This is a genomic window from Candidatus Paraluminiphilus aquimaris, from assembly GCF_026230195.1.
In the GTDB taxonomy this organism is placed as follows: Bacteria; Pseudomonadota; Gammaproteobacteria; order Pseudomonadales; family Halieaceae; genus Luminiphilus; species Luminiphilus aquimaris.
In genome coordinates this window covers 1,135,390-1,158,373 of sequence record NZ_CP036501.1, presented here as the reverse complement: position 1 = coordinate 1,158,373, position 22,984 = coordinate 1,135,390, and the positions used below count along the sequence as shown (strand labels likewise).

Genomic DNA, 22,984 nt, shown 5'->3' with positions numbered 1-22,984 from the left:
CCCGCCACTCGAACATGAGCGGCCTACTTAAAAAAAAACGGATTCCGACCCATAGCCAGAACCCGTACAGCGTTTAACGTGTCACAAACCTAAGCGGTTCAAGACCGCAAAAATTAACGCTTGTCGTCTTCACGAACCTCTTCGAACTCTGCATCAACGACATCGCCGTCAACGACATCGTCCTCGGGCGCTGCTTGCTCTGAAGGTGCTTCACCTGCTTCTGCTTGAGCGGCATACATCTTTTGAGCAACACCACTTGTCGCTTCAGTAAGCTTCGTGGTTGCAGCCTCAATAGTGTCTTTGTCATCACTCTTGAGTGCTTCTTCCGCTTCACTGATTGCCGCTTCGATTGATGAACGCTCATCATCGGTTGCGTGCTCACCGGCTTCTTCAAGCGTTTTCTTCGCCGCGTTGATCATGCCGTCTGCCGCGTTGCGGGCCGTAACCAACTCTTCGAACTTCTTGTCAGCTTCGGCGTTTGCCTCTGCATCAGCAACCATTTGCTCGATGTCGTCCTCCGAGAGGCCACCAGACGCCGTGATACGAATTGACTGCTCTTTGCCTGTAGCCTTGTCCTTCGCAGACACGTTCAGAATGCCGTTTGCATCAAGGTCAAACGTCACTTCGATTTGCGGCATACCGCGTGGCGCCGGCGGGATATCGGCGAGGTCAAAACGACCCAATGACTTGTTCGATGCCGCTTGCTTTCGCTCACCTTGAACCACGTGAATAGTCACTGCAGTCTGGTTGTCATCTGCTGTAGAGAACACCTGCGACTTCTTGGTCGGAATGGTTGTGTTCTTCTCGATGAGGGGTGTTGCAACACCGCCCATAGTCTCAATACCCAACGTGAGCGGTGTCACGTCAAGCAACAGAACATCTTTTACATCACCCGCAAGGACCGCACCTTGAATCGATGCACCCATGGCGACCGCTTCATCAGGGTTTACATCTTTGCGAGGCTCTTTTGAAAAGAAATCCGCTACCGTCTGCTGGACCAGCGGCATACGTGTCTGACCGCCAACCAAAATGACATCGTCAATCTCACTTGCTGAGAGACCCGAGTCTGTGAGCGCAACCTTCAAGGGCTCAAGAGAGCGCGAAACAAGCTCGCCCACCAAAGACTCAAGCTTGGCACGTGTCAGCTTCACCACAAGGTGCTTAGGACCGGTTGCATCCGCTGTGATGTAGGGCAGATTCACTTCTGTTTGCTGCGAGCTCGACAGCTCAATCTTCGCTTTCTCGGCCGCCTCCTTCAGGCGCTGCAGCGCAAGAGGGTCGTTGTGCAGGTCGATGCCGTTCTCGTTTTTGAACTCATCGGCTAAGAACTCGATCAGGCGCAGGTCGAAATCCTCACCGCCTAGGAAGGTATCACCGTTCGTCGCAAGTACTTCGAACTGATGCTCACCGTCAACTTCCGCAATCTCGATGATGGAGATATCGAAGGTGCCGCCGCCAAGATCGTAGACCGCAACCGTACGATCGCCCTGCGCTTTGTCCATGCCGTAGGCAAGTGCCGCCGCTGTTGGCTCGTTAATGATTCGCTTTACTTCGAGTCCCGCGATACGGCCAGCGTCTTTCGTCGCTTGACGCTGCGAGTCGTTGAAATAGGCGGGTACTGTGATCACGGCTTCAGTTACTGACTCGCCGAGGTACTCTTCCGCCGTCTTCTTCATCTTACGAAGCACTTCAGCGGAGACCTGCGGTGGCGCCATCTTCTCGCCCTTCGCTTCAACCCAAGCATCTCCATTGTCGGCTTTAACAATGTTGTAAGGCACCATGGAGATGTCCTTTTGAACAACCTTGTCTTCAAATCTTCGACCGATCAGGCGCTTCACCGCAAACAACGTATTCGTTGGGTTGGTAACTGCCTGACGCTTGGCTGACTGACCAACGAGGACTTCGCTGTCGTCCGCGTACGCCACAATGGAAGGTGTGGTGCGGCCGCCTTCAGCATTCTCAATAACGCGAGGCTTGCCACTCTCAAGAACCGACACACAGCTATTGGTGGTCCCGAGGTCAATACCGATAATCTTTCCCATTTCTCTCTCCTACAACCGGGCACACCCGGCGTTTCATCTTGTCTCTCTAGATGGGTCTTGCTCTTCGTTTTTCAAGCGCGCCCGTCAAAAAGCGTTAAAAAATTGTTGTCGTGCTGTCAGTCACACCCTACGAGGCAGCCTTTGACACCATGACCATGGCAGGCCGTAAAAGCCGGTCTTTGAGCAGGTAACCTTTTTGCATCACGGCGATAACCGTATTCGGTTCAACGTCTGGGTTTTCGATCATGCTCATAGCTTGCGCAACTTGCGGATCAAAGGGCTCCCCGTGTGGATCGACCGGGGTTATGCCATTTTTCGACAGCACATCAACCAAACTCTTCAGCGTCAGCTCAACACCTTCAACAACCGCAGAAAGATCGTCACCCTCTGAGCCCGATGAGGCCTCAAGAGCCCGCTCGAGGTTGTCGACGACGGGAAGCAAATCTTGCGCGAATCGCTCGAGCGCAAACTTGCGCGCTTTCTCAACTTCCATCTCTGCTCGACGCTGGGCGTTGATGGCATCAGCCTGTGCTCTGAGGACAGCATCTTTGGCCATAGCCACTTCCTCTTGAAGCGCCTCTACCTCCGACAGCTCGTCGATCTCAACATCGGCCGTATCAACCTCAGCCGACTCGACCTCCGCCTGGGATTCCATCTCTTCCTTGTTGTCTTGAATGTCGTTGTTCTCGCTCGACATGCAACGTCTCCTGCTAGTGAATTCTCTCAATACGGGGTAAATGGGGCGTTGAATTAAGTTTTCAAGGTAAAAACCCTCAACTTTTGGGGATATTTACATTTTGAGTCCAAGGACAACGCAGTCAGAGATCGTGATCGACGAAAAACCGCTCTAAAAACAACTGCTGCAGGCTTCTGAGCGAGGGGCTAAGCGCACGCGCATAGCCGGCGAAAAAAGGTTGAGAAAACAAACAAGCGGAGCGGCGGATTCGCCACCCCGGCCTAGGAAAAACACGTCACGGTAACGGCGTGCTTGCCACGTGTCATTCAAAAGCCTGGGGGAGACAAATAGCTAAGCTCGGCTCGAGCTCGCTAGCGCATTCGCACTGCCGCAGCCAAGGCCCGCGCGCTCAACGCGACAGTGCGGCGGTAAGAAGTCGGGCGGTAATGTCGACGAGTGGGATGACGCGCTCGTAAGCCATGCGCGTTGGCCCAATGACACCCAGCACGCCTACGGGCTGCGTGCCCTGTGCGTAGGGCGCCGTGATCACGCTGTAGTCGCCCAGCACCTCGTAGCCCGCCTCTTCACCAATAAAGATCTGAACACCGTCAGCGCGGGAGCACCGATCTAAAAGTTCGAGTAGGTCGCGCTTGCGCTCAAAGGCATCGAAGAGCTCGCGCAGCTTATCCATATCACCAGCGGACGCCTGCTGAAGCAATCGGCGCTCACCCGCGACGACATACTCATCTTTTGCGTCCTCTACATCCATCGCGTCCTTGGCCAACTGCAATGCGGCCTCAAGATGCTCATCGATGCGCGAGCGCGCCTCTGCCATCTCAGCGACGAGCAACTGTTTCACACTGGCTAAATCGTTGCCCGCGTAACGCCTGTTTATCCGATCGGCAGCCGAGCGAAGCTGCTCCTCCGACAGTGGCTTCGACAACTCAATGACACGGTTCTGCACTTCCTTTTCGTTCACGACCAAAATGACGAGCACACGAGAATCCGAAAGCGGCAGGAATTCAATTTGACGAAGCTGTGATGCCTTTTGTTTTGGAACGGTCACAATTCCCGCCTGAGAAGTCACTTGGGTCAGGAGGTTGGAGGCAGAAGCAATCAGCTCCGATGATGGGCGAGAGGGGTTTAATTCACTCTTGAGCGCTTGAATGGCGTTTTCATCAATGGGGCTCATTTGCAGAAGACTGTCGACGAACAGCCGGTATCCCTGCGCAGTAGGGATTCTTCCTGCAGAGGTGTGCGGCGACAACAAGAACCCGCGATCCTCAAGGTCTGACATGACATTTCTTATCGTTGCCGGGCTAACCGACATACCACTTTCGACGTGCAGCGCTTTGGAGCCTACCGGCTGTCCCTCGCGGATATGCATATCGACGAGCGTCCGTAGTAAGGACTCTGCTCGTGGTGATAAACCTTCAAATGCCATGTTTTATTCTCCTCCATGGGTTTTAGCACACCGAACCTGACTCGAAAAGAACGAATAGGATCTGCAGGTTTGCTTCACTTGCTGTTCCGAAATTTCTGCGGCTGGGCTATAACGTCACTATTAAATAAAAACGCTGGTTATTGACGACGCGGGCTTACGCCCAAAAAACACTGACAGCCTATGCTTACTGACCTTTCCATACGCGACTACGCCATTGTGCAGCGACTCGATATTGAGTTGCACGATGGTATGACGTGCGTGACGGGCGAGACAGGCGCTGGCAAGTCGATCATGTTGGACGCGCTGGGCTTGTGCATTGGCGACCGTGCCGACGCTCGCGCTGTTCGAGCTGGGGCAGACCGAGCAGAAATATCAGCCTTGTTCTCGGTCGAGCATTTACCCCTAGCCCAAGCGTGGCTCGAGCGAGCGGCTTTGCTTGAAGGTCATGAGTGCCTCATTCGCCGCACCGTTACGTCAGACGGCAGATCCCGGGCCTTCATAAACGGCTCGCCCGCAACGCTCGCACAGTGCTCTGAGCTCGGTGAGCTTCTCGTAGACATTCACAGTCAACACGCGCATCAATCGCTGCTGCGTCGTGCCGTCCAACGTGAATTACTCGATGAATTTTCCGAAATAGGCGAGGAAGCAAGCGGCGTCGCCGCCGAGGCCGAGGCCATCCGCGCACTCAAGCAAGAGCTCATCGCCTTGGCATCCTCTAGCAAAGAGCTTGAAGAGCGAAGAGACCTTCTCAATTATCAGATCGAGGAGCTTCTCGAACTGAACTTCGCCGAAGGTGAGCTCGAGTCTCTGGAGTCAGAGCAGACGCTGCTTAGCAATGCCAACTGGATTAGAGAGACCGTTCATGAGGTGTCCGAGCACTGTGCTCAACTGGGCGATCAGTTACGCTCCTCCGTTACGGCACTCAGCGACGAGCGTTTAGGGGCAAAAATCGACGAGAGCCGTGAAATGGTCGCGTCCTCACAGATACAACTTGAGGAAGCCGCCTCAGAGTTACGGCGCTACCTTGACCGAATCGAGCTCGACCCGCAGAAACTTCAAGAAGTCGAGAAGCGCCTCGACGCTGCCTACACGCTTGCGAGAAAGCATCGAATTAAGGCGGAGGCACTCGCTAGTCATCTCACGGTTCTGAGCGACGAACTTGAGGGGCTAGAACAGGGAAATCAGCGACTTGACGAGCTAGAGCTTGAAATAAGCGAACGAGAGCAGGCATGGCTTAAAGCAGCAAAAGCCCTGAGCAAAAAGAGAGCTGCAGGTGCCCAGGCATTAGCCGAACGCGCAATGGAACTTCTGGCCCAGCTCGCAATGGAGCGCTGCACCTTAGAGGTGGGTTTCATAGCCATTGAACCTGACAAGCTCGATCCGCGCGGCCTCGAGGAAATAGAAATCTGGATTGCTACCAACCCCGGCAGTAAACCCGGCCCGCTCAACAAAGTGGCGTCTGGGGGCGAGCTCTCCCGCATCTCGCTGGCCCTGCAAGTAGCGGTCTCTGATATGGCAACAGCACCGACCATGATTTTCGACGAAGTCGATGTCGGCGTCGGCGGCGCCGTGGCTGATGTTGTCGGAAAATTACTGAGAAGACTGTCCAGTAATGTTCAGGTGTTGTGCGTCACCCACCTGCCACAGGTTGCCGCAAAAGGTCACAGGCATATTCAGGTGAGTAAAGCAGGTAATGAGGTGGTCACCACAAGCCTGAGCTACCTGTCTGGAGATGCACGTGTGGAGGAGCTCAGTCGAATGTTGGGCGGTGCCGTGGTCACTGAAGCTACGCGTGAGAATGCCCGTGAGTTGCTTGCAGCAGATTAGCCGCTCACCCCTATCGCGCGACACGTTCACAGTGCAACACCTTAGCAGTAAGGCGAGAGCAAGCACGGCAAGGCGTCAAAGCAAGCGAGAGCGCGCCTCTTTCTGTGACGCGTCTTGTTATCGCTTCTTACGGACGTATAACACCAGCGAGTGATCGATGATCTCGTAGCCACGCTCAGCCGCAATGGCGTGTTGCCGTGCCTCGATCTCCTCATCGACAAACTCGATCACCTCATTGTTATCAACATCGACCATATGGTCGTGGTGATCGTCGGTTGCAAGCTCGAACACCGAGTGGCCAGATTCGAAATTGTGGCGCTCCACCAAACCCGCGGTTTCAAACTGTGTCAGCACGCGATAGACGGTTGCTAGACCCACGTCATCTCCTGCGTCACGCAGTCGCTGGTATACATCTTCCGCACTTAAGTGAGCACCCTCACCGGCCGATTCACTCAAGATAGAGAGGATATTTAACCTAGGAAGCGTAACTTTTAGGCCGGCGCGCTTAAGGTCGACGTTTTGATTACTCACAAGATTTCCTCGAGGACGGTTAATAGAGTTATGATGCCAGCCGTTGTCTTAACAGGAAAGGCCATCGTAGTGTACCGAACGCGTCTGATCATTCTTTTATCTCTTCTCGTGCCCACCCTGGCGCTCTCAGGTTGCAATAACATTGGCTTCCCAGGCGTCTACCTGATCAATATCGACCAGGGAAACATTGTCGATCAAGAAATGGTTGATCAGCTCAAGCCTGAGATGACGCGCCGGCAGGTTCGGTTTCTACTGGGCACCCCAATTGTTGAAGATACGTTCAACAACGACCGATGGGATTACATTCGTCTCGTTCGTCGCGGAAATGACACGCTTTTGCGAAGACGACTGACGGTAGTCTTTGAAAATGACGTCTTAGTCGACGTTGAGGGTGACTTGGTTGGCGAGAACTGGCCAGAGCCTGACCCCGTTGAGTCGGCCGATGACGCATCAGAAGAACTCTCAGAAAAAACGCCTGACCAAGGGGCTAACGAAAGTACTGCGCTCTAGGTCTCCGCGCGTTCCGCTTTCGCTTTTTCGGCTCTGGCGCGCCTAACCGCTTTCGGGTCAATGAGTAGGTCACGATAAATTTCGATTCGTTCGCCATCCTGCAACTCATGTGTGGGGGGAATCGCCTTCCCAAAGATCCCAAGCTTCATAGCGGAAGTGTCGGGTAGTTCATCAAAGAAACGCCCAAGGTTCGCTTGCTCAACCGCCTGCAGCGCCGACGTCCCCGTCGCCACAGACAACCTCTCTATACGCTGCTTCTCTGGCAGCGCATAGGCGACTTCAACGGTGATCATTTCCGACATGCGCTAATTAGCCTTCTCTTTTTTAAGTTGATTCGCACGTAACACCATGGCGTCAACCATATCGTTGGCGACGCTTTCGAACAAACGACTGGCCGCCATCTTAAGCAGACCGGATCGCAATTGGAACGACAGATCGAGCGATACACGACAGGCATCCTCGCTCAACGCGTCAAATCGCCACTCCCCCCCTAGCGAGTCAAAGGGACCGTCTTCAAGTGCCAGAGTAATGGAGGTGTGTGGGGTGTTCGTGTTGCGCGTTACAAACGACTGCGTCACGCCCGCTTTGGTCAGATCGAGACGCGCAACCACTTCATTATCTGTTTGCTCAAGAACCTGTGCACCCGAGCAACCCGGCAAAAACTCGGGGTAGCGGGCAATGTCAGCGACAAGATCAAACATGGTCTGGGCCGAGTGTGGCAGGAGTGCCGTCTTGTTTATGGTTGTTGCCAAACTGACTCCATTAATTCGTCAATCTAAGTAGCGTGAGTATACCGAGCGTGAAACACAAAATAGGCGCCACCCAGCGAAGTAACAAAAACCAGCCATAAAATAATAGGAAGGGCTCGCGATACTTCTCAGCTCGCAAAATGGGCCTGGGAATCCGCCAGCCCGTGAAGAGCGCGGTAATGCCCAGCACACAGGGAATCAGGAGTGGTACCAGCCATCCGTCAATGGTCTGCCGAAGGCCATCTTCGGTAATCGCCACTGACGACGCACCATACAACAAGAGCGCAATAATGCTCATGGCAATGAAGCGGGGTATTTCCATTTCGCGCCGCAATATGGCAACCATGGGTTCGATGAGGGCAATCAGCGCCGCGAGGCTTGATAACAAGATCGACGCCATAATCAACAAGCCATAAAGCTCGCCCGTTGGAAGATTTACGAAGGCATAGGGCAGTGATACCACAAGTAGCGCCAAGCCCTGTGTCATCTCCACATCAACTGCCGCGGTAACCGCCACAATAACGATGGCTGTGACGAGCATGATAGCGGTGTCGAGAATGCCAACGGCAACCACAGACCGAATGAGCGGTAGCCCTTGTGGCGAGCGGCTGCCAAAGACAAGCCCGATGCCCACCCCAGCGCCAAGTGTTGATAACGCGGCGAGCGCCGCCGTTAGAATGCCCTGCCGAGAGAGTTGCTCTGGACGAAACTTAAAAAGCCATTCATTGGCAGCCGATAAATCACCCACATCTAAAGCAAAGCCGAGCGCCACGTAGAGCATGCCAAGGATCAGGGGCACGAGAATCCAGCCAACGATACTCAGTACAACCTGTGGCCCAGGTAGCGCAATAAAGACAACGACCCCAACAACTAGGGCTAAGATTCTGAGGTGGTCTGCCGTTTCAATTTCCGACAGCGCACTAACGATCTCTCCGGCGCTCGCAGCGCCCCACTGGCCCTGATAGATGGCATAGGCCGCTTCAGTCCCCACGACAATCGGCACCAGCAATAACGTAGCGACCAAGAAAGCAAGTAGCGCCTGCAACGCGCCAATCCAACGCCAACGCGTATCGCGCCCCGCAAGCGACGCCACCCATTGAATCGAACCCATGGGGGATGCGCGCCCCAAACTTCCCAGTGTTAACTCTGCAATGAGCAAAGGCCCCACCACGATCGCAAGCACGGCACAGTAAACGAGCAAGAAGGCACCACCGCCTTGCTCACCGATGATGAACGGCAAACGGAGGACATTGCCCAACCCGAGGGCGACAGCAAGAAGCGCTAGAACGAGGGTGGTTTGGCCTCGCCACGGCTGTTGAACGTTGTTGTCCAATTCAATCTTCCACTAAACAATACCGATACTATAAACATCAGACAGTGCAGTCCGCCATGCGTATAATGCGGCGATGGGTAAAGGCAAAACAAAAAAACCAGCAGACAACACCATAGCGCAGAACAAACGTGCTCGGTTTGAATACCACCTGCTCGACACATTTGAAGCGGGTGTCGCCCTTATGGGGTGGGAGGTCAAGGCGCTTCGAGCCGGTCGCGTTCAGCTCACTGATTCCTTTGTTGTTATGACCAAAGGCGAGGCCTTTTTGCTCGGCGCGCAGTTAAGTCCCCTCGATACGGTATCCACGCACTACGTGGTAGAAAAAGCTCGTTCACGAAAACTACTCTTGCACAAAAAAGAGCTCGCCAAGCTCAATCAGGCGATCACTCAACAGGGCCAAACCTGTGTCTGTACCGCGCTTTACTGGAAAGGCCACCTCGTGAAAGCCAAGATCGCCATAGCTCAAGGTAAGAAGCAGCATGACAAGCGCGACACAGAAAGGCAGCGCGATTGGCAGCGCGATAAAGCCCGGATTGTTCGGGAAAACGTGAAGCAGTAAGGCTACTGCAAGCCCGCGTAGGTATTCCAACCACCCAGGGCTAGGGCCACCAAAAGCGCAACTGGGCGATAAGACGCGCCGCCAAATCGGCGAAAAGCGTAATGCCCTAACAAATCACCTAAGAAGCTCAGCGGAAATGCTAAGAGCAACAGCACCAGCGGCGTCGCCGTGACCATTCCCGCGACACTGAACATCATGACCGCGAGCACATTGGAGGCGAAGAAAAACGCCATAAGAAAGGCGCGAGCCGCAGCGGGCTCGGCAATAACGGCCATGGCATAGACCACCACCGGTGGTCCGGGAATCGCAAAAGCACCGTTCATCAAACCCGATGCTACACCCGTACCGGCTGTGAGAGGCTTAGGGACCCTCTGCTTTGTCGATGGTTTAACAAGGGCCGTAGCCAGCGTCGCAGCAATAACGCACAGACCAATCCAAAGTTGAAACTCTGAGCGAGACATACCGCTTAAGAGATAAACTCCCACAGCCGTGCCCGCCAACGAACCCGCGATCATTGGCAGGAACTGATCCACTGGAAACTTACCCCACCACTCTTTGTAGCTCGTTGAACTCACAACGACCGTCAACGCAGCGGCAAGCACCACCGCTTCATTGGGTAAAAGGAGTAAAGAGAAGACGGGCACTGCGATCATGGCAAAGCCAAAACCCGTAAACGCTCTGAGGAGCGCAGCGGCGAACGCCGTGACGCCCACAGCAGCAAGCTGAAGTGGCGACAATAAATCGAAAACAAACTCCATGTACCGCTACCCTCCTCTTAGGCGCGGCTATAGTAGGCCAACCCGCAGGTTTCCTCACCCTAATTTATTCACCCGGGAATAATTGCGGTTGCGATAAGAGGACTAATTTTGTGGCTGCGGCGCCGTTTCATCGGGTTTTGGGGCGGCATCACGCCGAGGTGGCCTAGGACGTCCTTCGCCCTTTCTCATCGCCGACTTAGCGCCCGGCGGGCGAAACAAGTACGGGGCCGCCTTAATACGCTCATCCACCTCAAGAGACAAAAGGACATCCAATCCCACCGCATGGATAACCTCGTAATAGCGAACGGCCGACCCCCGCATGTCAGTCAAGGCCTGCTGTAAATCCTCGCGATTTAACGTGTCTGACTCGATAAGCTGACGCAGTCGACGCTCGGATCTTCGAACGTCGCGCTGCACTGACATCACCTCGCGCGAATGCGCGCGCACAATCGGTCGGACCTGCGCACGAATATCGGGCGGTATATCCCTAAGCGCCCATGCCAAAGGCTGGATGGACCTCCCTTGCCCTGAAAGCACATGCCCGCCGATCACCCCGGCGAGTAATAAATTCAGCGCAACCGATACAACAACCAAACCAATCAATGCTCTGTGACTCATATCAATAGTCCTCGCCCACCATGGTGAAGCTGTATTGCTCAACTCCCGACCAGTCCTCAACCGGCACGTAAGCCGCCGAGCCCAACGCAACCCCTGCACTGAGTGTAATGCTCGCCGCAAAGGCGGGTTTCCAAGCATTTGATGACATCGACTCTGCCAAGGCTTCGAGACGAACACTGAGTCGTGCGCGCCATGTCGACTGCTGCGAGACGTGCTGCGCGATTTGCCTAGCTACGCGCTCTCCATCCAGAGCGGCAACAATCGAAGACTGGTTCAAATAGTCGTCCAACGTCCTCGCTTCAGACAGCTGCTGCGCTAAGTCATCATGTGCTGACAGCGCATGATGCACATCGGCGCGATACTCGTCAGGCCAAGCACTCGGCTCGGCACCGTAGGCGGCCACAACATCACGTGCCCGTTTGTGTGATTTATCTTCTAGGCTCATTGCTGTGCCTCCAGCTGCTTTTTTAGATTACCGCGCGCCCTCACCAACAAGGACTCTACGGCGCGAACCGAGGAATTCATAATCTCTGCAACTTCACGGTTCGATAAGTTTTGATAATAAGTGAGCACCAGTGCCGTGCGCTGGCTCTCAGGTAATCGTCTAAGCCCTGCATCAATCGACGGCTGAGCTAGAGTACTCGGCGCGGGCGCTAATGCCTCTCGCTGCGGCTCATCCGAGTCTAGACTAACCTCGCGTTTTCGCTTTCTCAGCACATCAACACACCGATTATGTGCGATGCGGTGCAGCCAGGTCGTAAGGCGCGCTTTAGCCGGATTAAAATCACTCGACCGCTGCCAAAGAACCGTCATCACCTCTTGAGCAATGTCTTGTGCGAGCGCCTCATCACTGACGATGCGCTTGGCGTACACCTCAATGGAGGACAGGTGGCGCATCACCAACTCGGTGTAGGCACGCTGATCCCCCTTGCAAACAAGATCGACCAGCTTTGCCTCGTCACTGTGCACTGTAATCGGTTAACTCAAACAGAAATCGATAAAAGCCTAGTTCGGCCTATCAGCGTGCGCACCTCGGTGCCCATCCTTGGGATGATGTCCGCGGCGACCGCCGCGCTCTTGCATCTTCCGCCTGCGTTCACCGCGCGCCTCTTTCAGCTCTCGCTTCGTAATGAGCCCGTCACCATCGCTGTCCATCCGATTAAATGCATTGCGGCGGCGCTCGCTTTGCGTGACGACACCATTTCCGTCCGCGTCCAGTCGGTCGAAATGGGCGAGCGCTTCTTCGGTTCGCGCAGTCGCTGCCGCACTCACCTCGTCGCGACTGAGGATGCCATCACCATCGCTATCCATTCGCATCTCGGGCGTATCGCGTCCCTCAGGCGGGCGAAACTCATCGAAGCTGATCATACCGTCGCCGTTTGCATCCATCTGCTTAAGGGCCTTGACCGCCCGGTGCGGTTCGCGCGACTCGTCACCATGATCCATTGCCACAGCGGGAAAACTCAGCGCAGCAGCCATAGCTAACATAAGTAGAGGACGTCGATTCATAGCATTCTCCTTTACGCCCACTGGCGCGTTTATTCATGACGTTACTGATACGCAGCGGTATATCAAATCCCGTCGCGGACCGGGATGATTAATTTTTCGCATTTTGCGAATTTAATATTGCAATAATAATTGCATTTTGCGAATATCATTCTCGAGTGATACGTAATTGCGCTCAGTCACAGTGGCTTTTCTGGGTTGGGCCCCATAAAAAGGGCCCTTTTTTAAAAAAGCAAAGCGCAGTGACAAATGCTTAGAAGAAGAGGGCCACCGCTATGATCTACAGTGTTTCTTGGTTGGAAAACACCGCTCGCCAGAGTGTCTTTTTTAACTCATTGAGCCATGCGAAATTCTTCGTTCAGCGTCTTAAACAAAAGAGTAACTGCCGCCAAATCTTTCTCGTAGAAAATGAGGTCTTGGCCGCATAAATTTTTGCAGATTGCAAAAAACTAGGGCTCAACGAGGTTAATGCCTTACCCTGAACAGGGCAAATATGACCGCCCGTGATGCGGTAACGAACTAAAAACACCTCGCTTAAAGAATGTCCAAGGCGATCTGAAGTCCATTTACGGTATCGCGCAGTGCATCCGTATCGTAGGGAATCGCGTCACCAATACCCCAAACAGGCTTCGGGAATGTCTCGTCATTTTGAAAACGCACAATGTGATGAACGTGCAGCTGGCGGACCACGTTCCCCAGCGCGGCCACATTTAGCTTGTGCGGAGAGAATAATTGCTCGAGCGCTGTAGAGAGTCGAATAGACTCCTCAAGCAGTAGATGCTGCTGCTCGTTCGCCAGCTCGTGAATCTCCGCAACACCCGGGACTTTTGGAATCAAAATTACCCAGGGGTATCGACTGTCATTCATCAACCGAACCTGACAAAGATGCCAATCTGAAACAAGCACCGTGTCGGCCTGCAATTGCGGGTCGAGCTCAAACGCGTAAGGATCGTCCATCAGCCCTCCAACGGCGGTAGCACCGTAATTGCATCGCCCAGTGCAATATCGCCGGATTCAATAATTTTAGCGCACAGGCCACCGTGACCAATCATTGCGGCGACACCCCCTTTGCCAAGATTTTCTTCCATGCGCGCACAGGGGTGACACAGCTGGGTTGCCTCAAACACAGCCGAACCAATTTGAAACCGCTGACGTCGCAAGGCATTGAGATTCACACCCTTCACCACCAAGTTACGACGCAACAGTCCGGGGTCTATCTCATCGCGACCTAAGAAATGCGCCGCCTGCGCAATGAACTCCTCAGAGATAATGGATACCTGCCTCCCGGAGCCGGGCGTTTTGCCCATTCGGTGATCACCCTCTAAGCCGAGCGTCGCCACTGCCTGCGTAGACTTTACTGAAAGTAAGGACTCACGTCGCCTGGGTCGAACACCGATCCACGTGAGCTCGCCCGGCGCAAGGTCGCGCGCGTAACGGTCGAGGGGGTTAGGTCGCTTTGTCATACTTTCTCCTTGGCAATCACTGCTAAGCCACCACTGCGTTTAACGCAAAGAATACGGCAAGGGCCACAAGAAGGCCGATGAGTAAGTCCTTTCGCCACAAGGTCACCCCAGCCATGATACCAAGCGTCAGAAACTCAACGGGACCGGCCTCGAGTTGCCCACCGGGACCGGTGAGTGTCGTCACGACCAAGGCGGCCATTACTGCAGGCCCAACGTGATCGAGAATGCGAATAACTCGGTCAGGGAACGTGACGCCTGAGAGTAGCACCACAAACGATGCGCGCATTGTATAGGCCCCCAAGCCGGCCAGCACGATGCCCCAGAAAAGACTCATGAACGCCTCCATTCGGTGACACTGGCCACACAAAGCGAGGCCACTACCGCAACGATGAGACCGAGCTGATTGTCGAGATGGGCAAACACGAGCGCAATACCTCCGCTAAGTACCGCTGTCACCACTTGGGCCCGACGCCGAATTGCCATTAGCAAAAGGCCGAGGAACATGAGCGTTATGGCAATCTCTATGCCGATTCCTTCTGGAATGATGGGCGCGAGAACAATGCCCAAGCCGGTAAATAGCACCCACATACCCCAAAAGGTAAAACCCGCCGTTAGGTAATAACGACGAAAGTCGTCGTCATCGCTGAGGTCGCGCACCTGCGTTAAAGCGAAGACCTGATCGATCAATACATAGGGACCGAGCCAACGAAACCATCGAGGCTGCACCTGAAATCGTGGAGCGAGCGTGACCGAGTAGAGAATGTGTCGGGCCGTCACAATGAGCGTTGTTGTGATTGCGGCGGACACCGCAGCGCCCTCTCCCACCAACGTAATCAATGTCATTTGGGCCGAGCCACCAAACATAATGACGGAACTCGACCAGCCAAGGAGCTTCGAGACACCAGACTCAACCACCATCACGCCAAAAAGCAGGGCAAACGGTAAGGCGGGCAGAAACAGCGGCACCATGTCGGCAAAAGCCGCTCTGACAATAGGTGGGATATTTTTCATGCGCGGAGTGTACGTGAACTATTTCAGTGTGGCTCTAGAGAGCGTGATGTATACTTTTCAGACGGGGGCGTTACGGATTCGACGACGGTAACGAAACCTGCGGTGCATGCCGTGATGACAGCCAATCACGTTAATCCAAAGCTGTAACTTAATAGTTGCCAATGACGACAACTACGGTGCACAACTGGCTGCGTAAGTAGCCCTTTGTAACACCATCCAGGTGCTTCGGCCCTGGCGGTCTAACCTAAGATGCCAGTATCGCGGGTGTGACTGTCATTCAGAACTGGACCGCGGTGGCTTAGGTCTCGGGAGTCACCGTCAAATTTTACGAGAATCGCGGTCTACGTCCTGACCGTTGGGCTGTTGGCCGTTAAATTAATTAACGGAAACTAAGCATGTAGAGCCAAAGGCAGAGTACTGGCGGACGCGGGTTCAACTCCCGCCGCCTCCACCAAAAACCAGAAAAGGGTCGCCGCTAGGTGGCCCTTTTTTTGTTTTAAGCGGCAGTCAGAGATGAGTACGGCATGGGTGGCCAACACGACGTTGGCCAGCCCGGGAGGCCATGGAAGGCCGAGAGCGACCTCCTTTAGATCGAAACGAACTCGAGCGGTGCGCGATTCAGTGCTGGAGCTCTCGAGGCGGCCGTTTTTTGTTTTAGCGGTTGATAGAGACGAGCACACGAAGATCTGAAAAGCAGCCTTAATGACTCTGAAAAATATTAAGCAATGAGCTGGACAAGTGAGCGCACGCGACAGCAGAAGCCCTACCGATTACCCTGCAAGTGAAAGGTCCTGCTATCCCAGCAGATAATCCGTCACCTGCATATCCTCATCGCCCACCTTTTCGTAGTTATCGGCAATACGCTTGTTAATGAACTCGCGCCAAGTGAACGCTCTGTATTTCGCGTCTTCACCCGACGTGATCGGCTTGATGAGCGCATCGGCCTTGGGCATGTAGAAGAACGGCATCGATAGTCGTGACCCACCGTCGGGTACAGCAGTGACCCTATGAACCGCGGCTTTGTAGCGCCCATTAGACCAAACCTGCACGATATCCCCGATGTTGATGATGAAGGTGTGTTCCTCGGGCTCAATGTCTACCCAGCCAACAGAGTCTGCTTCGGTCTGCAAGCCACCCACATCATCCTGAAGCAGCAACGTGACAGCGCCGGGGTCGGTGTGTTCACCAAGTGCTACAGAGGCGAGTTCAATCGTGGAGTCGCGCTCATCCTCGGGAACAGGGTCTTCTGTGGGGTAGTTATTAAGACGCGCCGTGCTGGTGTGGCGCTCACCAAAAAGGTCATCCAAGGCGTCCTCAGGTGCGCCCATGGCCCGACACACCAACTGCATAATCTCGTGCGCCAAAACGTGCTGCTTCTTGTAAAAGTTGAGAAGCACCTCTTGAAAGCGCTCTGCACCGTGTTCGGTCAACTGCCCCTCAGAATCGTCAGGCCAGTAGCTCGACCCACCCGAACCAAACATTGGCTCGGGTTTCGCTGAGTAATCGAACACCTCTTTTTTATCGCGCCTCTGCTTGGTGAGCTCTCGATCAAAGTAGCCAAAGGCGCGATCCGGCTGACGCATCACTGATTGCTTAATGTCTCTGGGCAGCGCAAAAAAGCGCCTGGCTTCGCGCCACATCTCATCAATAGCGTCGTTAAGACCGTGGCCTTTTAACTTAAAAAATCCATGGTCAAGACAGGCTTGGTCAATGGCAGCTAGCGCGGCAGCGTCAACATTAGATAAGTCGATTGTCGGCACAGTAGACATGGTTATAGTTCTCCTTTGCTAGGCCTCTGCACATCAGTGTAGTTGGCCTACTCCGGTACGTGAGTACGAGACCATCCTAGCGGCTACTGTGCTTTATCTCCAAATACCAGTCACCGAAGGTATTTAAGTTGACCTCTGATAGTCTTTTTAACTAGTTTGATAGGCTCAGGCTCTTCTGCGAGACAGCGATGCTCCATCAGGTCAGCGAAACAATCCCCTACGCGCTCAGCGAACGTGTTGATGCAGCGGTGGCGTTTTTCAATGACTCTGACCTTGCTGCGGGTGATACGTTTAGCGCAACGGGCATCATCGACGCCGATAACGCTCTCGATCAATCCGGTGATTTAAAGCTAATTCTCTGTGGTGGCGATCGCTGCGAGCAACACTCGTTTCGGGTTAGCGGCACGGGCACCCCTTGGTCGATTGAATTTGTGGTTAGCCAGCCAGCAGAAGAAAATAAGCCACAGGCTGAGCTCGACCCACCTCCGGGCGCCCGCCTCCCGTGGCTTGACGCGACCATTGCCCAGCACTCATTCGTGGTCCTGCTGTTTTACCGAGGGTTTTGGTGACCGCCCTGTCGCTCCGAGTTACGGAGCTATATTGACGACGGTGTTGTCGAGAAGATTCGCGCGGCAGGCGGTGAGGTCTTCGCCGTAACTAGCGAGCCACAGTATCTTGCGCATAAAGCGCATACTCACTGGGACCTTAACTTTGAAAATATTGGTGACCCACACCAGGAGATACCGCGCATTTGTAATGATCGCGACTGGCTGACTCTCTACGCCAGCCGAGGAAAAACCGAGTTTCTGCAGCGCGGTGCCAACTGGAAGGTCGAACATCCTAAGGGTTTTTTCCAGCCCGGCGTGCTGGTGATCAATCAATCGTGTGAGATTCTCTATCGCTGGCGATCCGTGCCGTCCGAGAAAAATCTCAACGGCACCGTTGCAAGGCCCACGCCGGTGCACGTTTGGAACGCCATTGAACAGGCACTGAAAACTGGAAACAATGGGGTCCACGCACCACTCGACGAGAACCCAGAGATCGATGCGGCACCGCCGCCAAAACTTGTGTTCATCGCGGCACTTGTGGCGAACGCTTGGTTCCTAGGCATAAGGTCGTTCGCCTACTCTCCCGGCGTAGAGTCAACACCGAAACGATTCGCGAAGGCTTTCAAGCGCTGGCCGTTTTTTATTGCGCTATGGGTGTTAGCATTCGTTTTGCTACCTGCATCCTGGGTTTCAGCGACCGCAATCCTCTGGGCTGCGTGGATTACGTACGACGTGAGAGCGACCTTAGATGCCATGGACGTTCAGGTTGAAATAAAAGCAGCCAGTGCCTCTTCGAAGTAACAATAACAACCGTTTCTGTATTGATTAGCGCACCCATTTTCTCAGGGCGCACCAGCCTTGGGGGCGCGCTGCGCCACTCCTTCGAACGCTAGCGAAGTCGCCTTATGTCTGTGGGACTAGAGCACACTGACTACCAGCTCTACTAGAGACTCAATACAGGTGACCAAGCATCTGGCCAGGCCAGCTACAGCTGATCGCAATTTTCGGAATTATGAAACAAAAATCGCGTTTATCTGCTGCTAAAAGTAGTGGTCAACATTTACAGAAACACTCTCACGCCTGTGCTTTCGATACTCTAAGGAGAATCTTAAATTTTCCGTAATCCAAGCAGAAACTCCCAATTGATTTATTGTATTCGGCCGATGACTAGTTGAGCGGTCAAAGGCACTTACTTTGCCAATAACCGCAATATTTTCACTGATATTAATTATTCCACTAGCAAAAACTGACGCGCGAAAGTGAGCGCCAGACTGTTGAGACAGGTAAAAAGCCCCGCCAAGTGCCAATGAACCACTGTCATTGGGACTGATATTAGTAAGAAGGCCCAACTTAGACTCCAGTCCTGCACATAACGAACGACAGAACGCCGACCCTTTACGTTCGTAGGAAATGTGGCCCGTCCATCCCAAGCTGCCATCATTGCGAAAACCCGAGGCTTTAGGATTTATCTCATTAATGGCTAGTAAGTCGAGTGTCTCTAACCTGACTTCGCCCTGGTCATCCTGCGAAAAAAGATTATCAATCATGACCAGCGCATTGCCGCCGAAACCGAGGGACGCTCCGTCCGCCTCATCATAAAATGCGGGTCGCAAACTAAAGAGCCTTACAACATCGTCATCTGTTGAGCCAAGCCCCCAGCTGAGTTTTGCCGGATTGCGGCCAATGTGTGGTTCCAGTTTCGCCTCTCTCTGGAACTCATAGCTCTCAGACACTAGGTCAATATCGAGTCGCTTTGCTGTTACCTCTCGTAAGGCGTCTTCTCTGAAAGTCTCATCGTCTTTGAAGGCCTGGGAGTAGAGCAAAAGAGTATCTAGTACAACAACCTCATCAGAGTCTTGCTGTACCGAGAGCACCGGACCTTCAGTAACGTCGTATTTATTTATAGCTGTCAATTGAGTGGTACTGAGTCTCTTATAGAGCGATCTAAATTCCGTGGCGCGTGATGGGACCAATTGACTAGAGACAGGAATTGAGCTGTCGCTAACAAGATACTTCAGCCAAGCATGTGGATAAACCAAAGCAGTGTTTGCGGCGTCAAAGTTTCTCTTAGCTACGACATTTATAATTTCGGCAAAGGCACTGACACAGTTGCGCCCCATAAAGTAATAGTTGAACTTGTGTTTGGATAATTCAGCTATATGGGTGAGTAGTTGCAGCTTCGCTTTGTCATCCAGATGAAGGCGATATTCCCATAAATCGCGGTTCTCAATCGTCCTGTACTGATTATCAAACACATAGTAGCTACTGAGACTGAAGGCGCCCTCGTATCCGCCAAATAAGCCTTTCGCAATATACGACACAGGATTATCTCCAGACGCATTTATTGCTCCGTAGTTAATAGCTTTATCTAGAAGTTTGTTGGAAGAAGACGGCGGCGTTACGGTGAGAAACATGTGTCCGTAATACGACGCTGGATTTCCCAAGTAACCGGAAGCGTAGACGACCGTGACATCTGACCCTTCTAAGTCGGAGAATGACAAATCATCAAGGAACTCACATCGTTCGAGCGCCTCAATTGGAAGTCCGAATTCCCCAGCCAAAAAGAGGTACCGCGAGGGTCGAGAACACACTCCCATCCCTGCTTTAAAATGCTCCAAGGACGCCACCAATTCCTCACCAGCGTCGAACACTGTTGAATCAGATGTAATGAGAAAGCCTTCAGACACCACTCGCGTCTTAAAGCTGTCTCCGTGAACGTCAGCATGGAGTATCTCTAACCACTGAGCCGTAAAAGCAGCGGACTCACTTCGACCGTACTTAGGAAAAGCGTAAACCGATTCACTCAGAAATAATGGCAAGACCAAAAAAAGGAGCCATATTGGCTCCTTAGTAAAGATCATTAGCTACTTTGTTACGAAGTGCAGGACAAGCTAGCGTTGTAAGCAGCATTGAAAAGCATTGCCTGCTTATCTTGCTCCACCACCGCAGACTCAGAACTCACAGCGTTCTTAACAGAGTTCCGTACAGCAGTTACAAATGCTTCGGAAGGCTCAGCACCGCACCCAGAAACCTGACTCAGTCCATTCAGATAAGCACCACGGCCCGAGATAATATCCATCTCAAGTGAGGCATAACTGCCTTTAACATACTCAGCCATTGCTACTGATTTACCGTTACACGTTTCAGGGCTCATCGTAGCCGAGGTAACAGCTGTAGTACCGGCGTCCCAGATCACGTTAGAAGTCACAGCAGCCCAACTTGTGGTTGGGAAGAGCGCACCACCGATACCACAGTCGACATACGGGCTTGGCCCTTCACCGGCTTCCCCTTCACCTATTTGCGAGAGGGCAACCGACGCATTTAACATGAGCGTTGCGCCTATTGCGGCCTTTAATATTTTCATATACAGCTTCCTTATTACTCAATTTTCTACTTGCTTCAAAATCGCCGGGCAAGAACCGCCTAGTGACGCACTAAATGTTGCATGTTTATTACGTGCTCGCAATACCCGCCAGCTAAACGAATTTATTGTTCGCCTGAATTGTCACGTTAATCAGAAGAGCCCTCACCCACTTGGACAATATCCCATGAATGTAATTGAGATTTTTTTAACCGTGAGACACGTAAAAACACTCGCTAGGGATTGAGAGTTACAGTTCACGCAAAAGAAAAAAGATGGCGAAGCCACTGCAACCCAGCACATAGGGCAATGAGCCTATGGGGTACCCCTGTGAGGTGACGCCCTCGACTGCGGAAAAGTAATCGGGTAGCGCATATAACCACAGGCCCGCAAAAACCCCGAGAAACAGCGCGAGATAAGCTTTGGAATACGCCCACAAGCCCCGGCTCGAAAAAGTGGTTAATCGCAGCAATTGACCCACTGTAAGGAGTAACGCCGTCCCAACAAGCGCCACCGAGGCTACCATCTCCGAGCGAGGGGTCATCTCAATGCCGAGTAGACTGAACCAGGTGTCGAGTGTGAGCAGCACAAAAATGACGGGGGTTAACAGCCCGGCCAGCAGAGTGCCCAGCGCGAAGCGTCGAACCCGACCACTTGCGTCCTTGGCGTCTGCATTGTCCATGGCGACAGACTTGGGGACTAAAAGTTGTGTGGCGAGCGTTAGCGCTATCGGCCCCACAAAGGCAAAGCTCACCATACTAGAGACCGGCACCGAGGCGAGGGAAGAGGTGAAGTTGGGGTAGTTCCACGTCCACCAGCCATACTGGGGCCCAAAGTGATCAAAAATCTCATAGAACACATGGTGAACGACGCCTACGCCTAATGCTCCAATGAATGCCCCGCAGCGTTGGTCAAAGAGCCCCGCTTGCCGAACAAGAACAAAGGCTGCGTACATAATCGCGGGGTACAGCGCTAGGATGTACAGCGGCGCTCGCCCAAAGAAGAACTGCACTGAAAATTCGTTATGAATAAAAAACAGGGCGTTGTCGGGTGCGCCCAGTTTTTCAGGAAAATACACCGGAATTTCCAGCGCCAGCATAAAGATGACTGACGCTAGCCAAAAGCCTAAATAGACAGACTCGCCTGCCTTAAAACGGGCGATGCTATGACGCAGACCCCAGAGCGCACCGACGATGAGCAACACTTCAACGACATTCATGGTCCAGTGGGACAGCGTAAAAGGGCTTTTTACAAAGGCCCAACTTTCAATATTTTGGGGGGTAAAGCCACCTAGACGCTCAACCAGCTGAGTAAACGTGAGTGCTGACTCAGTCTCAGTCACGGTCACTGAGCACCGAGCGTTACTTTACCGACAACTTGAGAAACATCGGCCCCAGATTCCCAGTGGCCAAGCCACTCGCCATAATAGTCGGGCAAAGGCTGGTTCACGCTGTCGTGCCAGGGGAACTGTGAGGCCAGGACACCGACGGCTGATCGTAACTGCGCCCGTATGGGTATGCGCGCAAAGGGGTTGTCTGAATAAGCGTTTTTGGGCACGTCTTTAACCACCAACTCAAATTCGTTCTTGATCATGTCGAAAAGATCCCGAGTATGCTTTTGAAATGCGCCGGTGTTTCGAATGCGGTACCAATGACTGCCTACCACGTGGTTGTAAACATCGTAGGCGGAACTTCGGTGCTCGATTTCTTCGCAAAAATGCCAAACAAAAAGCGATGCCACTTGAGCCTCACCCTCTTCAAATAGGGCTACACGGTGATCCAGAATCATTTTGAAAAAAGGGGTGAAAATTGCTTCGAGGCCACCCGCATAGGCTAAGTGGTATTCCAATGGGTGGGTGCTGTAGACATCGTCGTAGCTTGCGAGGACTTTATCGAGCACGCCCTGCAATGCCGGATATTGCGCTATGAGGGCTCGGGCATGACGCATGTGCTTTTGGGCGTGGATGGCTTCTTGCATGCGGAAGGCTCGGGCCTCTTCCATCACGGCCGCGTCAGTAATGTGCGCTTCGGCATCGCGCATCACACGGCACATGTACTTTTCAAAGCCGACAACAAAGAACGTAATTTGATTCATTAAAACAGAGAAAGAGGGGTTGTCAGGATTCCAAATAAATTTGGCCTGATCTACATCGAAGTCAATTTGCCTGACAACTAAATTACTCATAGTGTCGCTGCGCTTCCTGTTCTCCAAGGCCAAAAGATAGCCGTTTTAGATGCCTCGAACCACTGGCATTACCGATGACGACGACAATTTGCGGG

Annotated in this window: 27 protein-coding genes and 1 other RNA gene; 6 read left to right on the top strand and 22 right to left on the bottom strand. The window is 53.2% G+C overall.

All coding sequences use genetic code 11. The features are described 5' to 3' along the window. Nucleotides 1-113 precede the first annotated feature (113 nt). From dnaK to hrcA, 3 genes are all read right to left on the bottom strand, one after another. Nucleotides 114-2,042, bottom strand: coding sequence for a molecular chaperone DnaK (dnaK, locus tag E0F26_RS05420; protein WP_279243026.1), 1,929 nt, complete (start codon nt 2,040-2,042; stop codon nt 114-116). Between the two features lie 127 nt (nt 2,043-2,169). Further along, nucleotides 2,170-2,739: a nucleotide exchange factor GrpE gene (gene grpE, locus E0F26_RS05415; RefSeq protein WP_279243025.1), complete on the bottom strand. Its 570-nt coding sequence runs from the start codon at nt 2,737-2,739 to the stop codon at nt 2,170-2,172. Between the two features lie 388 nt (nt 2,740-3,127). Then, complete coding sequence (gene hrcA / locus E0F26_RS05410; RefSeq protein ID WP_279243024.1) at nt 3,128-4,162, bottom strand: heat-inducible transcriptional repressor HrcA; 1,035 nt, start codon at nt 4,160-4,162, stop codon at nt 3,128-3,130. 180 nt (nt 4,163-4,342) lie between these two features. On the opposite strand from hrcA, the gene recN reads away from it, so the two are divergent. Beyond that, a complete protein-coding gene (recN, locus tag E0F26_RS05405) occupies nt 4,343-5,989 on the top strand; it encodes a DNA repair protein RecN (RefSeq protein ID WP_279243023.1) in 1,647 nt (548 codons plus the stop codon). A gap of 117 nt (nt 5,990-6,106) precedes the next feature. Here recN and fur read toward each other — a convergent pair whose 3' ends face one another. Then, complete coding sequence (gene fur / locus E0F26_RS05400) at nt 6,107-6,520, bottom strand: ferric iron uptake transcriptional regulator (protein ID WP_279243022.1); 414 nt, start codon at nt 6,518-6,520, stop codon at nt 6,107-6,109. A 30-nt stretch (nt 6,521-6,550) separates the two neighbouring features. On the opposite strand from fur, the gene E0F26_RS05395 reads away from it, so the two are divergent. Then, entirely contained in the window at nt 6,551-7,030 is a 480-nt protein-coding gene (locus tag E0F26_RS05395; RefSeq protein ID WP_279243021.1) for an outer membrane protein assembly factor BamE, read from the top strand. Here the strand turns inward: E0F26_RS05395 and E0F26_RS05390 are convergent. The 3 genes from E0F26_RS05390 to E0F26_RS05380 are packed head-to-tail and all read right to left on the bottom strand — an operon-like array spanning nt 7,027 to nt 9,112. Then, nucleotides 7,027-7,332: an RnfH family protein gene (locus E0F26_RS05390; protein WP_279243020.1), complete on the bottom strand. Its 306-nt coding sequence runs from the start codon at nt 7,330-7,332 to the stop codon at nt 7,027-7,029. The two genes, E0F26_RS05395 and E0F26_RS05390, sit on opposite strands and share 4 nt — an antisense overlap. 3 nt (nt 7,333-7,335) lie before the next feature. Continuing rightward, nucleotides 7,336-7,782 carry a type II toxin-antitoxin system RatA family toxin gene (locus E0F26_RS05385; protein WP_279243019.1) on the bottom strand — a complete coding sequence of 149 codons (447 nt, stop codon included), beginning with the start codon at nt 7,780-7,782 and terminating at the stop codon, nt 7,336-7,338. Nucleotides 7,783-7,792: 10 nt separating this feature from the next. After that, the gene (locus E0F26_RS05380; protein WP_279243018.1) at nt 7,793-9,112 is read right to left on the bottom strand and encodes a hypothetical protein; all 1,320 of its coding nucleotides are present in this window, start codon (nt 9,110-9,112) and stop codon (nt 7,793-7,795) included. A gap of 73 nt (nt 9,113-9,185) precedes the next feature. Between E0F26_RS05380 and smpB the strand changes: the two genes are divergently transcribed. After that, a complete protein-coding gene (gene smpB / locus E0F26_RS05375; RefSeq protein ID WP_279243017.1) occupies nt 9,186-9,671 on the top strand; it encodes an SsrA-binding protein SmpB in 486 nt (161 codons plus the stop codon). A gap of 2 nt (nt 9,672-9,673) precedes the next feature. Here the strand turns inward: smpB and E0F26_RS05370 are convergent, their stop codons facing one another. From E0F26_RS05370 to E0F26_RS05330, 9 genes are all read right to left on the bottom strand, one after another. Then, nucleotides 9,674-10,429, bottom strand: coding sequence for a sulfite exporter TauE/SafE family protein (locus E0F26_RS05370; RefSeq protein WP_279243016.1), 756 nt, complete (start codon nt 10,427-10,429; stop codon nt 9,674-9,676). Nucleotides 10,430-10,531: 102 nt separating this feature from the next. Next, nucleotides 10,532-11,047: a periplasmic heavy metal sensor gene (locus E0F26_RS05365; protein WP_279243015.1), complete on the bottom strand. Its 516-nt coding sequence runs from the start codon at nt 11,045-11,047 to the stop codon at nt 10,532-10,534. Between the two features lies 1 nt (nt 11,048). Continuing rightward, on the bottom strand, nt 11,049-11,492 hold the full coding sequence (locus tag E0F26_RS05360) for a hypothetical protein (protein WP_279243014.1): 444 nt from the start codon (nt 11,490-11,492) through the stop codon (nt 11,049-11,051). After that, complete coding sequence (locus tag E0F26_RS05355) at nt 11,489-12,016, bottom strand: sigma-70 family RNA polymerase sigma factor (RefSeq protein WP_279243013.1); 528 nt, start codon at nt 12,014-12,016, stop codon at nt 11,489-11,491. Before E0F26_RS05355 ends, E0F26_RS05360 begins: the two co-directional genes overlap by 4 nt. A 36-nt stretch (nt 12,017-12,052) precedes the next feature. After that, nucleotides 12,053-12,556, bottom strand: coding sequence for an EF-hand domain-containing protein (locus E0F26_RS05350; RefSeq protein WP_279243012.1), 504 nt, complete (start codon nt 12,554-12,556; stop codon nt 12,053-12,055). 531 nt (nt 12,557-13,087) lie between these two features. Continuing rightward, entirely contained in the window at nt 13,088-13,510 is a 423-nt protein-coding gene (locus E0F26_RS05345) for an HIT domain-containing protein (protein WP_279243011.1), read from the bottom strand. Further along, nucleotides 13,510-14,016 (bottom strand): MOSC domain-containing protein, encoded by a 507-nt coding sequence (locus E0F26_RS05340; RefSeq protein WP_279243010.1) that lies wholly within the window; start codon nt 14,014-14,016, stop codon nt 13,510-13,512. Before E0F26_RS05340 ends, E0F26_RS05345 begins: the two co-directional genes overlap by 1 nt. 22 nt (nt 14,017-14,038) lie before the next feature. Next, complete coding sequence (locus tag E0F26_RS05335) at nt 14,039-14,350, bottom strand: AzlD domain-containing protein (RefSeq protein ID WP_279243009.1); 312 nt, start codon at nt 14,348-14,350, stop codon at nt 14,039-14,041. Next, on the bottom strand, nt 14,347-15,027 hold the full coding sequence (locus tag E0F26_RS05330) for an AzlC family ABC transporter permease (RefSeq protein ID WP_279243008.1): 681 nt from the start codon (nt 15,025-15,027) through the stop codon (nt 14,347-14,349). Before E0F26_RS05330 ends, E0F26_RS05335 begins: the two co-directional genes overlap by 4 nt. A 63-nt stretch (nt 15,028-15,090) precedes the next feature. On the opposite strand from E0F26_RS05330, the gene ssrA reads away from it, so the two are divergent. Then, nucleotides 15,091-15,481, top strand: a transfer-messenger RNA (tmRNA) gene (gene ssrA / locus E0F26_RS05325). A gap of 340 nt (nt 15,482-15,821) precedes the next feature. Here the strand turns inward: ssrA and E0F26_RS05320 are convergent. Further along, complete coding sequence (locus tag E0F26_RS05320; protein WP_279243007.1) at nt 15,822-16,796, bottom strand: isopenicillin N synthase family dioxygenase; 975 nt, start codon at nt 16,794-16,796, stop codon at nt 15,822-15,824. A 188-nt stretch (nt 16,797-16,984) separates the two neighbouring features. Here E0F26_RS05320 and E0F26_RS05315 point away from each other — a divergent pair, with 188 nt between their 5' ends. Beyond that, on the top strand, nt 16,985-17,365 hold the full coding sequence (locus tag E0F26_RS05315) for a hypothetical protein (RefSeq protein WP_279243006.1): 381 nt from the start codon (nt 16,985-16,987) through the stop codon (nt 17,363-17,365). A gap of 18 nt (nt 17,366-17,383) precedes the next feature. Here E0F26_RS05315 and E0F26_RS05310 read toward each other — a convergent pair whose 3' ends face one another. Next, nucleotides 17,384-17,677 carry a hypothetical protein gene (locus E0F26_RS05310; protein WP_279243005.1) on the bottom strand — a complete coding sequence of 98 codons (294 nt, stop codon included), beginning with the start codon at nt 17,675-17,677 and terminating at the stop codon, nt 17,384-17,386. Between E0F26_RS05310 and E0F26_RS05305 the strand changes: the two genes are divergently transcribed. Then, nucleotides 17,666-18,145: a hypothetical protein gene (locus E0F26_RS05305; RefSeq protein WP_279243004.1), complete on the top strand. Its 480-nt coding sequence runs from the start codon at nt 17,666-17,668 to the stop codon at nt 18,143-18,145. The two genes, E0F26_RS05310 and E0F26_RS05305, sit on opposite strands and share 12 nt — an antisense overlap. Nucleotides 18,146-18,384: 239 nt before the next feature. Here the strand turns inward: E0F26_RS05305 and E0F26_RS05300 are convergent, their stop codons facing one another. From E0F26_RS05300 to E0F26_RS05285, 4 genes are all read right to left on the bottom strand, one after another. Further along, entirely contained in the window at nt 18,385-20,205 is a 1,821-nt protein-coding gene (locus tag E0F26_RS05300) for an Lnb N-terminal periplasmic domain-containing protein (RefSeq protein WP_279243003.1), read from the bottom strand. A gap of 11 nt (nt 20,206-20,216) precedes the next feature. Further along, nucleotides 20,217-20,708 (bottom strand): DUF3015 family protein, encoded by a 492-nt coding sequence (locus E0F26_RS05295; RefSeq protein ID WP_279243002.1) that lies wholly within the window; start codon nt 20,706-20,708, stop codon nt 20,217-20,219. 247 nt (nt 20,709-20,955) lie between these two features. After that, entirely contained in the window at nt 20,956-22,047 is a 1,092-nt protein-coding gene (locus tag E0F26_RS05290) for a hypothetical protein (RefSeq protein ID WP_279243001.1), read from the bottom strand. A gap of 2 nt (nt 22,048-22,049) precedes the next feature. Continuing rightward, entirely contained in the window at nt 22,050-22,889 is an 840-nt protein-coding gene (locus tag E0F26_RS05285) for a metal-dependent hydrolase (RefSeq protein WP_279243000.1), read from the bottom strand. Between the last annotated feature and the right edge of the window lie 95 nt (nt 22,890-22,984).